General features: G+C 62.2%; 5 protein-coding genes. All 5 read left to right on the top strand.

The window, feature by feature from the left end:
• Window positions 1-267: 267 nt before the first annotated feature.
• The 5 genes from WFH00_RS06980 (at window position 268) to WFH00_RS06960 (ending at window position 14,117) form a co-directional block, all read left to right on the top strand.
• Window positions 268-1,611 carry an MFS transporter gene (locus WFH00_RS06980; protein WP_336659993.1) on the top strand — a complete coding sequence of 448 codons (1,344 nt, stop codon included), beginning with the start codon at window positions 268-270 and terminating at the stop codon, window positions 1,609-1,611.
• An 82-nt stretch (window positions 1,612-1,693) separates the two neighbouring features.
• Window positions 1,694-3,355, top strand: coding sequence for a thiamine pyrophosphate-dependent enzyme (locus WFH00_RS06975; protein WP_336659992.1), 1,662 nt, complete (start codon window positions 1,694-1,696; stop codon window positions 3,353-3,355).
• A 173-nt stretch (window positions 3,356-3,528) separates the two neighbouring features.
• On the top strand, window positions 3,529-3,774 hold the full coding sequence (locus WFH00_RS06970) for a hypothetical protein (protein ID WP_336659991.1): 246 nt from the start codon (window positions 3,529-3,531) through the stop codon (window positions 3,772-3,774).
• Between the two features lie 1,046 nt (window positions 3,775-4,820).
• The gene (locus WFH00_RS06965) at window positions 4,821-11,888 is read left to right on the top strand and encodes a DUF7927 domain-containing protein (protein ID WP_336659990.1); all 7,068 of its coding nucleotides are present in this window, start codon (window positions 4,821-4,823) and stop codon (window positions 11,886-11,888) included.
• Between the two features lie 753 nt (window positions 11,889-12,641).
• Window positions 12,642-14,117, top strand: a complete 1,476-nt coding sequence (locus WFH00_RS06960) for a SpaH/EbpB family LPXTG-anchored major pilin (protein ID WP_336659989.1) — start codon at window positions 12,642-12,644, stop codon at window positions 14,115-14,117.
• Window positions 14,118-14,434: the final 317 nt, after the last annotated feature.

Below are 14,434 nucleotides of genomic sequence, written 5' to 3'. Positions count from 1 at the left end.
GAAAGACCTCGGGGGCGGGCGCATCCGCCCAGCCGATCGTGATGCTCACCACCCTAGGAATCTGCGCGCGGCAAATGGGGTGACAGTCTGTATAGTCGTCTCGGTGAGAAACTCCAACGTGTCCCAGCTATACAGGGTGGATAGCGCATCGAATGATCTTGGGCATCATGTACGCAGGCATCGTGTTCGCCAATTCGTAACCTTGCTAGCGACAATCAGCCGGGGAGACAGCCCGGCGACCGCATTGATCTATCAAGGAGGATGTCAATGACATCGACGAGCACTGAGCCCTCGAAGGCGAGCAGCGGCGTCGGAAAGGTCGTCGCCTCGGCCTTCGCCGGCACGGCAATGGAATGGTACGACTACTTCGTCTACGGCACCGCGTCGGCGTTGGTCTTCGGCAAGCTGTTCTTCGCGGAGGGAGATCCGGCTGTCGCGACGCTCCTGTCGCTCCTGACCTTCGCTGCAGGCTTCGTCGCCCGCCCGCTCGGCGCCCTCATCTTCGGCCAGATCGGTGACCGTCTCGGCCGCCGCACCGCGACCGTGGGCTCCATCTTTCTCATGGGTATCGCGACCGGCATCATCGGCCTCCTGCCGGGCTACGCGACCGCGGGCATCCTCGCCCCGCTGTGCCTCGTGCTGCTCCGCCTCTGCCAGGGCGTTTCGGCCGGCGGCGAGTGGAGCGGCGCGATGACGCTGGTGCTCGAGCACACCCCGAAGGCGAAGCAGGGCTTCATGTCGGCGATTCCGCAGATGGGTTCGCCCGCCGCGACGCTGCTCTCGACCGGTGTGCTCTCGATCGTCTCGCTGATGCCCGACGACCTGTTCTTCTCGTGGGGCTGGCGCATTCCGTTCCTCCTCGCCTTCCCGTTCCTCGGCATCGGCCTGTACCTGCGCTCGCGGGTTGAGGAGTCCCCGGAGTTCAAGAAGCTCCAGGCGAACGAGGAGATCGTCAAGGTTCCCGTCGCCAGCGCGATCCGTCACACCGGTGGCCGCATGATCCTCGGTGGCATGGCAGCGCTGCTCGGTGGCTCCGGCTTCTTCATGATCACGACCTTCGGCGTCGGCTACGGCGTCGATCAGATCGGCTACGAGCGCCAGGAAATGCTGAACGCGACCCTGTGGGGCGCGCTCGCTCAGTTCATCGTCTGCCTCATCGGCGGCCGCCTCGCCGACCGCTTCGGCGCGTGGAAGATCGTCGCTGCCGGCGGCATCATCACGATGATTCTCGCCTTCCCGATCTTCGCGCTCATCGACTCCGGCAATGTCGGTCTGATGACGCTGGGCATCATCATGGGCATGGCGTCGCTGACGATTCCTTACGGTCCGATCGGCGCGATGATGTCGGGGCTGTTCCCCGCGAAGTACCGCTACAGCGCGATGGCTGTCTCGTACAACGTGTTCGGCCTGGTCGGGGGATTCCTCCCCGTGCTTTCGCAGACGCTGCTCATCGGCGCTGACATGAAGAGCTGGGGCGTGGCGCTGCTGCTCATCGCGGTCGCGCTCGCGACGACCGTCGGTGCGATCGGCGCCGGCTCGTCGATCGTGCGCCGTCGCCGCGCGGCTGAGGACGCCGAGGAGCGCGAGCTCGAGCTCGCGAAGTCGGTCTAACCGCACACCGCATAACGTGAAGCACACGTGCCGGGTCGCCCTCCAGCGGCCCGGCACGTTTGATAGAAAGAGCAAAAGGAATATGGAAAGCTTCTCCGACATCAGCGCCGGCCACCTCATGGTGCGTCAGCTCGAGGAGCAGGGCGTCGAGCGCGTGTACTGCGTGCCCGGCGAGAGCTACCTCGACGTGCTCGACGGGCTCTACGACTCGAAGATCCGCACGGTCGTGTGCCGCCAGGAGGGCGGCGCGGGGATGATGGCGATGTCGGAGGCGCGACTCACCGGCCGTGCTGGTGTCGCGATGGTGACGCGCGGCCCCGGCGCGGCGAACGCGATGATCGCACTGCATAACGCGTGGCAAGACGGCACTCCGCTGGTGCTGTTCGTCGGCCTCATCGACAGCCGCGAGCGCGGCCGGGAGGCGTTCCAAGATTTCTCGCTCGAGGGCTGGTTCGGCTCGACCGCGAAGTGGGTCGTCACGCTCGACAACCCCCGGGAGGCGGCTCGCGTCGTCGCTCACGCGTTCGCCGTCGCGGAGTCGGGCAAGCCCGGCCCGGTCGTCATCGGTGTGCCGGAGGACATTCTGCGTCACCGAGTCGAGGCGTCGACTGAGGTGCCGGTCGCCTCGCAGCGGGTGATGCCGCTCGAGTCTGATCTCGACGAGGTCATCGACCAGCTGCAGGCGGCGAACGCGCCGACCATCATCATCGGCGGCGAGGTCTGGTCGGCCGAGGCCGCCGCCGCCGTGGCGCGCATCGGCGAGCAGCTTCAGGTGCCGATTGCAGCGGACTTCCGCGCGGCCGACCTCGTGGACAACGCGAGCGAGGCGTACGTCGGCATGCTCGGTTACGGGCGCGATCCCGGCCTGGCGGCGTTTGTCGGCGAGTCAGATCTTCTCCTTTTCCTCGGGTGCGGTCGCACCGACGTGCTGAGCGAGGGCTACACGATCGGCAACGACGCGACGACGATCATCTCCTCGACCGATGCCGAGCACCAGGGCCACTACGGGCGCGTCGATCGCTCGTTCACGCTGAGCCCTGCGAATTTCGTCGTCGCGCTGAGCGAACGCCTCGCCACCCGAGGGGCCGAGGCCGCACACGATTCGGCTGCCCGCGCCGAACGCCTCGGCCGCGCCCGCCGCGCTTTCGAAGCTTTCTCGACTCCCACTGCCGACGGTGCGGAGCGCGCCGACCTCGGCGTGGTGATGCAGGCGATCGCGGAGTTGCGCGAGCCCGACGCAATCGTCACGTACGGCGCCGGCAACTACGCGGTGTGGCCGCAGCGCTACCTGACGTCGCACGTCTACCCCTCGCTCGTCGCGCCGAAGAATGGTGCGATGGGGTTGAGCGTGCCCTCGGGTGTCGCGGCGGCTCTGGTGAGCCCGGAGCGCCAGGTGCTCACGTTCGCGGGCGACGGTTGCTTCTTGATGAACGGGCAGGAGATCGCTACGGCGGTCGCAGAGGGCACGAATGTCACGTTCTTCGTGTTCGACAACGGTATCTACGGCACCATTCGCGTGCATCAGGAGCGCGAGTACCCGGGCCGCGTGAGCGGCACGCGGTTGCAGAACCCCGATTTCGCCCAGTTTGCCGAGTCGTTCGGTGCGACCGGATTTACGATCGAGCAGCCGGAGCAGGCGCGCGAGGTGGTGCAGCGGGCCCTCGCGACCGAGGGCGTGAAGCTGGTCCATGTGTTCTCTGACCCGGAGGTACGTTCTCCGAAGCCCGAGGTTGCTTGGGCGTAGGCGGCCCAGGGAGAAGCGGCGGCGGATCACGGGCGGGGCAGGCAATGAGCCTGCCCCGCCCGTTGCTATGTCAGCATGCCGATGGTGCGTCTCCACGCCGGCCCCATTGCACAGACCCGCGCACGAACCGCGGAACCACACTACGACCTGACACTAAGGGTGCGAACCTGGTCATGACGGACGACCTGTCGAAGGTCACCGATGACGCCCAACTCGTCTGGACCGACACTGCGGGGACGGTCCCGGAGAACAAGTTCTACGAGGACAGCGGCAGGCTGTACTGGCATGGCTCGCTCGCCGTCACCCCGCACCTCCCGTTCACGGGTACGGACGGCCTGATGCGTCTTCTCGTCCTCGGTGGAGGAGTCGTGGTCGTGCTCCTCGTGGTCGCACGGCGCCTCACGAAACGCGCCGCATAGCGCGAGCGACAGAGCATCCGGCCTCTATCACATAGACACGTCATCAAACGCGGGAAGCAACCTACGTAAGCCTAGGAATTCTGCACTCAACTCTAAAGACCGTCCTGCGTAAGGGTGGATCGCTCATGCTGCGCTACTCGTCACTCAATTGACGCTTATTTACATCTGTCCGCAGGGCGCGGACGAGTCTGTTGATTGTGTGAGGGGGAGTAATGGCGTTGACCAATCGTGTCTGGTCGAAGCGTGCTCTGAGTATTCCACTAGCGATGTTATTGGCGGCTGCATTAGCCGTGCCGGCAGCGTTGTCCGTGAGCACGGCGGCGTCGGCGACCGATGAGGAACCCTCGTCCACAGGCAAAGTCACACAATTACAGCACGACACGGAGGAAGTAAAGCCGGAAGGTGAGCAGCCAACTCCTCAAGATGACGCGGACGAAGCGCCATCGATTGAACCTGAACAGGAACCTCTTACGTCTGATCCTCGCTCTCCCGACCCGTACAAAGACGACGAACCTGACGCAGACCCGGACGCAGCTCACGAGGACGAGAACGCGTCTCTGGAAGATAAAGCAGATGGAGGCCGCGACGAGAAGTCGGCTCCGGATCCGCTAGAAAAGTCCACTCCGGAGCCGCAAAATAAGCCGGCTCCGGAGCTGTTGCAGAACCCGCTCTTCAAACCGCCCAGCTTTCAGCGGCTCAACGCCCCGGGAGTCCCCCGTGCGCCTGAAGTCATCTATCAGGAGGACTTCCAGGTAGGCGGCACGGCGGTGACAGAGATCGAGAAGTACCGGACGACAGCGCCGACCTACACCGCCGATGCCTATTGGCTGGCCGCGGCGAACTGTAACGGCTTTATTCTGAGATACGATTCGGCGAATCCGGCTAACTACTGCGGTACGTCCGTGCAAGGCCGCGCACAAGCCTGGATGGCAGTACAAAACAAGGTCTGGGCGCTCGGACAACTGAACAATCCCAAGAACCCCACCACCAATCGCGCGGTGTCGTCAAATACGACGTACCAAGGAACCCTTGCGCCGAATCAGGTCATGTTCAGGACGAATGGCCTGAATATGCCCAACCACCCCAACCGCTTCGTTTCGTTCTCGGTTGATGCGGCAGAGACGGCGTGCGGTAACGGACGTTATCCTGCGAAGCTCCGCTTTTATCTCGAGGACAGTGCCAAGAAGCAGACCCCGGTCGGCGATACCCCGATTTCTCCCTGTACCGACTCGCGAACCTCGACCGTCAATGGACCCCGCAATTATCTTCCTCAAGTCAAGTACGGTTCCTACAAGTCGGGTGGAAGCATCCTCGTCATGGGAACGAGCTACAACGTGGTGCTCAAGAACGCGGAAGGGAACGAGTCCGGTAACGACAGTGCCTTCGATAACATCCGTGTGCTTGATGTCTCCCCGAACTTGGATAAGTCGTTCAACCCGACGCGCGTCGCTGTGGGCGGAAAATCCCGGCTCACGCTGACGGTGACGAACACCAACGAACTCGGTGCCAAGAACGGCTGGGCCTTCACCGATACGCTCCCGAGCGGGCTGACACTCGCGTCGCCCGCGAATCTCGCCAAAACTTGCGACGCGACAGTCACTGCGCCCAATGGCGGAACTCAGATCACGGTGACGGCCGGCAAGCTGGCGGCGAACGTGACTTCGTGCACGATCCAGGTCGATGTGACCTCGAACCGTCCTCTGCCGACTGAAAATCCCTCAGTGGTGTTTCAGAACGGGCCGAGCAATATGACCACCCTGATCGGCTTGGTCCCTCCCAACACGGCCTCGGTCGAGTTCTACTCAACGCCACGCCTGGAGGTGAAGAAGAGCTCGAACGCTTCTGCCACGACCGCCGCCGGGGACACGGTCACCTACACGGTGGAAGCCACGAACGTCGGCAATGGTCCGTTCACGACATCGAACAATGCGGTCGTCTGGGACGACCTCGTCGGTGTCATCGATGATGGTGACCTCGTCGCGGGCTCTCCTGCCGCGAAAATCGATGGTGCAGCGGTCGCCGTGCCAACGCGTATCGCGAATGCCCTTCTGTGGAAAGGGGCGCTAGGGTCAGGCAAAAAGGTGGTCATCACCTACCAGGTGAAGTTGAAGAAAGGGGGCGATCGTCAGGTCAAGAACGTAGCCTTCGTACCGCCAGCCGGTTCCTCCACGACGACACCGCCAACGACGCCGGTCGGCGAATGCGGGAAGAACAATCCGCAGGTCTCCTGTGTGACCTATGAGCTTCTGCTCCCGAAGCTCGAGGTGTCGAAGACCTCGGCATACGACCAGAAGACCGGGATCGTCACTTACACGATCAAGGTTCGCAACACAGGCTCGGGCCATGCGAGAGGCACGCTCGCGGTGGATACGATGAGCGGTGCGCTCGACTCCGCGACGTACCAGAGCAACATCAAGATGAACCCGGCGCTCACGGGTATCGGCGTGAGCGTCAGCGGCACAGCACCCAATATCACAGCAACAATAGCCGCGGCCTCCGGACAGTTCCTTGCGCCGGGCGCGACGGCGACGGCGACGTACACGGTGAAGGTGAACAACCCGGCCACGGGCGACGGCGACCTGCTGAACTACATCGCGGCAACAGACGGGGCCGGGGGCGCAGCTACCGGTTGCACCGCTGCTGATCTGGTGTTGATGAAGACGACGTTGAATCAGACCGCGTTTGCTCTCTGCTCCTGGACGACGGATCGCGTCCCGGTGCTGACCATCAAGAAGACCGCGGATAAGTCAGTGATGACGTCGGCGGGCGAGGTCGTGACGTTCACGATCACCGTAAAGAACGAGGGTAAGGGCGCGCTGAGCGGGTTCACATTCAATGGCACTCGGGGGCAGAACCCGATCGTCACCGACGCCTTGAACAAGGTCTCCGACGATGCTCAGATCGTGTGGACGGCTGCGGCTCCCGTGAATGGCGGTGATGGTTTCTATAACGAGGCGGGAACGGCGTACTGGAATGGTTCGTTGGCGGCTGGCGCGACGAAGACGCTGACCTATCAGGCGAAGGCGTTGACCACGACGACCGGCGACAACATCTTGGACAATACGGCGTGCTTGGCGGCTCCCATCGTCATTAAGGGTGATCGGTGCTCGCAGGTGAAGGTGACCATGCAGCCGAAGCTTGAGGTGTCGAAGACGTCGGCCTACGACCAGAAGACCGGCATTGTGAAGTACACGCTGAACGTGCGCAATACGGGTGCGGGGTCGGCGAAGCAGAGCGTGATCCCGACGCTTGCCTCCGATACCGCGAGCGGAGTGCTCGATGATGCGACGTACCAAAATGACTTCGCCATGGTCGCACCGCTGGTGACGGGTGTGCAGGCCGCCGCGAGTGGTACAGCACCGAACACGACGTTCGCGATCAAGCTCGCTGCCTCGGGGGCGTTTGCCTCGGGCGCGTCGGCGAAGGCCACGTATTCCGTGAAGGTGAATAACCCCGCGACGGGTAACAGCAGGCTGCTGAACTACATCGCGGCGAGCACGGTCGATGGCAAGCTCACGACCTGTGCGGACAAGTTGACCACTATGACCACGACGCCGAACTCGACGGCGTGGGGTGTGTGTTCGTGGACCACGGATCTGGTGCCCGTGTTGACGATCGCGAAGACCGCCAATAAGTCGGTCATGACCGCCGCGGGTGAGGTGGTGACCTACACGATCACGGTGAAGAACGAGGGTCCCGGTGCGTTGAACGGCTTTACCTACACGGGCACGAAGGGTCAGAACCCGATCGTGACTGACGTTCTTTCGAAGGTGACCGATGACGCGCAGTTGGTATGGACCGCAGCTGCGCCCGTCACTGGTGGTGATGGGTTCTACGAGAACGCGGGCACCGCCTACTGGAATGGTTCGTTGGCGGCTGGTGCGACGAAGACGTTGACGTATCAGGCGAAGGCGTTGACCACGACGACCGGCGATAACATCCTGGACAATACGGCGTGTTTGGCGGCTCCGATCGTTATCAAGGGAGCGCGGTGTTCGCAGGTGAAGGTGACCTTGCAACCGAAGCTCGAGGTGTCGAAAACTTCTTCTTATGATCAGAAGACCGGCATTGTGAGCTATACCCTGAACGTCCGTAACACGGGCGCCGGGTCGGCGAAGCAGAGCGTTATCCCGGTTTTGGCTGCGGACACGTCAAGCGGTGTGCTCGATGATGCGACGTATCAGAACGATCTCAAGCTTGTTGCGCCGTTGGTGACTGGGGTGCAGGTGAAGTCGTCGGGTACGGCGCCGAATCTGAAGTTCGAAATTCCTTTGGCAAGCGGCGGGGCGTTTGCCTCGGGCGCTGCGGCGAAGGCGACGTACTCGGTGAAGGTGAATAACCCCGCGACGGGTGACGGCGCGATACTGAACTACATTGCAGCGAGCACGTTCGACGGGAAGCTCACGACGTGCGACGACAAGCTGACCACGATGAAGACCACGCGTAATTCGACAGCGTGGGGTGTGTGCTCGTGGACGACGGACCTCAAGCCGGTGCTGTCCATCAAGAAGACGGCGGACAAAACGCAGCTGACCGCTCTGAACGAAGTCGTGACATTCACGATCGATGTCAAGAACGAGGGTCCTGGGGATCTGAATGGCTTCGCGTTCACGGGAACGAAGGGCCAGAACCCGGTCGTGACTGATGTTCTTTCGAAGGTCTCCGATGACGCCCAATTGGTGTGGACGGCTCCGGCTCCGGTGAACGGCGGCGATGGTTTCTACAACGAGGCCGGGACTGCGTACTGGAATGGCACACTGAAGGCCGGCGAAACGAAGAAGCTGACGTACCAGGCGAAGATCGTCAGTAGCACGGGCGGCGACAGGGTACTCGACAACACCGCGTGTTTGGCGGCCCCGATCCTAGTGAAGGGAGACCGCTGCTCGCAGGTTCAGGTGCCCCTGAGATTGCCGCCGAAGCTCGAGGTGTCAAAAACGTCGGCCTATGACCAGAAGACCGGAATCGTCACGTACACGCTCAACGTGCGCAACACGGGTCTGGGGTACGCGGAACAGAGCGTGATTCCCGTGCTGGCCGAGGATACGTTGAGTGGCATCTTGGACGATGCGGCGTACCAGAATGATTTCAAGCTCGTTGCACCGCTCGTCACGGGAGTGGAAGCAAAGGTCGTCGGCACCGCCCCAAACACGAAGCTGCAGATCGCACTGGCGAGTGGTAAGTCGCTCGCGCCGAGCGCGACTGTCAAGGCGACCTACTCGGTGAAGGTGAACAACCCGGCAACGGGCAACGGCACCCTGCTGAACTACATCGCAGCGAGCACAGTCGATGGCAAACTCACCACCTGCGCCGACAAACTGGTGCAGATGAACACCACGTTGAACTCGACGGCTTGGGGAGTGTGTTCCTGGACGACTGATTTGACGCCGGTGCTGTCGATCAAGAAGACGGCGGACAAGTCCACCATGACTGCGGCTGGTGAGGTGGTGACGTTCAGCATCGAGGTGAAGAACGAGGGCCGGGGAGACCTGAACGGGTTCACGTTCACGGGCACGAAGGGTCAGAACCCAATCGTGACCGACGTGCTCTCTAAAGTCACGGATGACGCGCAGCTGGTGTGGACTGCTGCGGCTCCAGTGAGTGGCGGCGACGGCTTCTACAATGAGGCCGGCACCGCATACTGGAACGGCACGCTGAAGGCTGGCGAGACGAAAAAGTTCACCTATCAGGCGAAGTTGGTCTCGGGTACGTACGGGGATGGTGTGCTGGACAACACCGCTTGTTTGGCAAACCCGATCGTGATTAAGGGCGAGCGGTGTTCGCAGGTGAAGGTCACGCTGCTGCCGAAGCTGGAGGTCTCGAAGACGTCGGCGTATGACCAGACGACTGGGATCGTGAAGTACACCCTGAACGTGCGTAACGCGGGCATGGGTGCGGCGAAGCAGAGCGTGATCCCGACGCTCGCCTCCGATACGGCCAGTGGTGTGCTGGATGATGCGACGTACCAGAACGACTTTGTGCTTGTCGCGCCGCTGGTGACGGGTGTGCAGGCCGCGGCGAGTGGTACGGCACCGAACATGACGTTCGCGATGAAGCTCGCTGCGTCGGCGTCCTTCGCCCCGGGTGCGACGGCGAAGGCCACGTACTCGGTGAAGGTGAACAACCCGGCGACGGGTAACGGCACGTTGCTGAACTACATTGCAGCGAGCACGTTCGATGGCAAGCTCACGACGTGTGACGACAAGCTCGCGCAGATGAGCACGACCCCGAACTCGACGGCGTGGGGCGTGTGCTCGTGGACCACGGACCTGACGCCGGTGCTATCGATCAAAAAATCGGCGGACAAGTCGACCATGACTGCCGCTGGAGAGGTCGTCACCTACACGATTGAGGTGAAGAACGAGGGCAAGGGAGATTTGAACGGGTTCACGTTCACGGGCACGAAGGGCCAGAACCCTATCGTGACTGACGTGCTCTCCAAAGTCACGGATGACGCGCAGCTGGTATGGACGGCGCCTGCTCCCACGAACGGTGGTGATGGTTTCTACAATGATGCTGGTATCGCGTACTGGAATGGCGTGTTGAAGGCCGGGGAGACGAAGAAGCTGACGTATCAGGCGAAGGCTTCGAACATCACTACGGGTGACAATGTGCTCGATAACACGGCGTGCTTGGCGAACCCGGTCCTGGTGAAGGGCGAGCGCTGCTCGCAGGTGAAGGTCACGATGCAGCCGAAGCTGGAGGTCTCGAAGACCTCGGTGTACGACCAGAAGACTGGAGTCGTGAGCTACTCCCTGAACGTGCGTAACACGGGCGCCGGGTCGGCGAAGCAGAGCGTTATCCCGGTTCTGGCTGCGGACACGCCAAGCGGTGTGCTCGATGATGCGACGTATCAGAACGATGTCAAGCTCGTAGCGCCGTTGGTGACTGGGGTGCAGGTGAAGTCGTCGGGTACGGCGCCGAATCTGAAGTTCGAAATTCCTTTGGCAAGCGGTGGGGCGTTTGCCTCGGGCGCTGCGGCGAAGGCGACGTACTCGGTGAAGGTGAATAACCCCGCGACGGGTGACGGTCAGATGTTGAATTACATCGCAGCGAGCACCATCGAAGGCAAGTTCACGACCTGTGATGACAAGTTGACCACGATGAAAACGACGCCGAGCTCGACAGCGTGGGGTGTGTGCTCGTGGACGACGGATCTGAAGCCGGTCCTCTCCATCAAGAAAACGGCGGATAAGTCAGAGTTGTTCGGCTTGGGAGAGGTCGTGACGTTCACGATCGACGTCAAGAACGAGGGTCCCGGTGATCTGAAGGACTTCACGTTCACCGGTACCAAGGGACAGAACCCCGTTGTGACAGACGCGCTCTCGAAGGTGAGCGATGACGCGGAGATCGTATGGACGGCGTCTGCTCCCGCGAACGGCGGGGATGGCTTCTACACCGAGGCGGGCACCGCGTACTGGAATGGTGCGTTGAAGGCCGGAGAAACGAAGAAGCTGACGTATCAAGCGAAGGTCGTGAAGGGCAAGGTCGGCGACTACGTGCTCGATAACACGGCGTGCTTGGCGGACCCGCTGCTCGTGAAGGGCGACCGGTGTTCTCAGGTCACGGTGAATCGTGCCGGGCTTGCGGTCTCGAAGACGGGCGTGCCCGAGCAAAAGAAGGACGTCTCTCCGGGCGAGAACGTGTCATACACCCTGAGCTTCTTCAACCCGGGTAAAGCTCCCGCCACGGTGAACTCCGTCGACGTTCTCGATGGCCTCCTCGATGACGCGGTCGTGAACAGCGACGTGAGCGTTGCCGGTGGCGCCCTCACAGTGACCCGCGAGGGTGACGCTGCGAAGGGGCGGCTGGTGATCAAGGGGTCGGTGGCGCCCGGGGCGACCGTGACGGTGAAGTATTCGGCAACCGTGAAAGAGTACAAAGACGCGAAGGGCGATCACGAGCTGTTAAACGTGCTTCTCGCGTCGCCGGAACTCCCGACGGACTGTGACGTTGAGGGAGTGTTCTGCTGGTGGAACCCGGTTCCGCCGCCCACGTTCACGCTCTCGCTCCCGTTCACCGGTACGGATGGTCTGCTGCGCCTCCTCCTACTTGGTGGCGCCGGGGTCCTGCTACTTCTCATTGTGGCGCGTCGTTTTACAAGGCGCGCCGGGTAGTACTTCGACGGCGACCCTGGTGTCCTCGGGTAACCCCGAGGACACCAGGGTCGCCGCAGTGTGCGTGACCCCGACGACTTGCTTGTGCCGCTGAATTCTTCAGAGACGTACTCGTGGCCTCGCGCGGTGCCGGAACCCGTAGACAACACTCTGGGTTCGGTCGACTGCGCAGGGCACCGATGAGGACAGAGATTCTCTCCTTCAGCTGAAGTGCTATCCGACGTCAAAAGGTGACAACTTGGCGGGGTTCCGGTGGCGCATCTTCGTGTGTCATGAATCGAAATTGCGCTGCCACCCGAACTTCGAGAGTCGAAGAACTGAGTGGGCGCTTCGAGCGAGGTTGCGCTGCGTACACCTCAGTGAGGAGCCCTTGCACAAGGCGAGCAGGAAAGCTCGGAAGCGGGCTACGCAAGCCTCTGCGTGTCGCTGCGTAAAAGCCTGCACGCGCCTGCGTAAGACGGGCGCCGTCACGCTGCCCAGACAAACCCTCAACCGATCCTTTATATGCAGGGAGAACCCGACAGCAAGTCGGAAAGCCAGACGGTGGCTGATGGGGGTCATAGAGGTTCAGATCGCAACATCTGGGGCTCACCTCCGACCAGTGTATCGGCGGCGGAGAGGCTTGCTACGCAGGTGAGGTCGGTGTCGAACGTGTCCGTCGCCTTCGCTTCCCGTGTAGACCCGGATGGCCACCGCAGGTGGCCTCCTCGGAAAAACCGCTTCCGCCACGGAAGTCGTTATGAAAGGAAAATCATGTCACACATGAAGCGGAGTCGCGTGAAAGCGGCTCTCGCGGGTGTCGCCGCGGCCGCGGTGGCGCTGGTTGGGCTGGGCCTGACCAGCTCGGCGGCTTCCGCGGCCCCGCTCGGCGTCGGTAACCCGCAGCTGGACAAGGCTACGACACTCTCGGTGTACAAGCTCGTTCAGCCGGGGAGCGCAACCGCGCTGCCGAACAATGGCACGGAAATCACCAACTTGCCGGCGGACATCAAGCGAGTGGAGGGCGTCGAGTTCGTTGTGAACCAGGTCGACATCGACCTCAGCGACTGGAACGTCTGGCAGACGCTGGATCAGCTCGATCCGAAGACCGTCCCCCTGAAGCCCGAGAGCGCCACCACCAAATGGAGCGAAACCACGGACTCGAACGGTCTCGCGAAGTTCAACTTTCCTGGCGCGGGCGTGTTCCTCGTGACGGAGAAGGTCAGCACCACCGCGAAGGTCGGCGGCGTTGATACCACCGTTCAGATTTCGAAGCCCTTCATCGTCGTACTCCCCTCGTACGATCCGAGTGACAAGAATAAGTGGATGTATGACGTCTACGCCTACCCCAAGGGCGGCACGTCTGACATCGAGAAGACGGTCACCGAGCCCGGATTCGCGGGCCTGGGCTCAACCCTCAGCTGGAACATCACGGCGGCAGTCCCGACGCTCGCTGCGAACCAGACACTCGATGCGTTCAGCATCAGCGATAGGCTCGAAGAGGGCCTGACCTTCGACAAGGTTCGCGACGTGAAGCTCGACGACGCGCCGCTCACCTCCCCCGCTGACTACAGCGTTACCGAGTCCAACGGGGTCGTGACCGTGACCTTCGTGCCGGCCTCGCTGCTCCCCGGCGGTGGAGAGCTCACATTCTCGATCGACTCCACTGTCGTCAGCGTTCCCGACACCGGCATCATTCCGAATAAGGAATACAAGTCGACCTGGACGATCGACGGCGACACGGGCAAGACCGGCCCTCCCCCGCCCGTGAACTCCTACTGGGGCGTCATCGGCATCAAGAAGTATGACCTGGAGGACGAGGCCAAGGTGCTTCAGGGCGCGGTCTTCAGCGTTTACGCGAGCGAAGACGACGCAAAGGCAAACAAGAATCCGATCTCGGTCGACGGCAAGACCACCTTCACCTCGGACGAGAACGGGTATGTGATGATTCCGGGCCTGTCACTCGGCACGACCACCAGCCGTGATTACTACATCGCTGAGGTCGAAGCGCCCGCCGGTTACCTCCTCAGGTCGACGCCGGTGAAGGTGCCCGTCACGGCAGGCAGCGTGGCTGAGTTCGAGCTTGCGGCTAAGTACACCCCCTTCAGCAATGAGAAGCCGATCTACCCGAACCTCCCCCTCACGGGTGGCCAGGGCACGATGCTGATCACCGGTGCGGGCCTCGTGCTCGTCGCTGGCGCGACCTTCGTCGCGATGCGCTCCCGCCGCAAGGCTGCAGCGCTCGCCTAGGCAGAGATTGCTTGAGTAAGTTCCCCCTGGGGTTCGCGGCTGACGCCGGAACCCCAGGGGGCGCTGTCGGCTTTAGTGAACAAGTGTTTGCGCATCATTCGTACACCCAGGAGAAACGATGTGGTACCTGAGCGAAGTTGATAATTCGTTCGCCGAACTCGGCCAGTCAGCTGGTGTTCCCGCCATTGCATATTACGTGTTGGGCGGTATCATCACGGTCGCCGCAGGGCTCATGGTTCTCCGCTCTATCGTTCGCGGACGGAGGAGGAAGTGAGCCGACGCGCGCCACGGCCCGGGGACGGAGTGGTCAGCAGTCG

Origin of the sequence: Leucobacter sp. USHLN153, from assembly GCF_037145615.1 — a bacterium.
In the GTDB taxonomy this organism is placed as follows: domain Bacteria; phylum Actinomycetota; class Actinomycetes; order Actinomycetales; family Microbacteriaceae; genus Leucobacter.
This window is presented reverse-complemented; position numbering and strand designations above follow the sequence as displayed.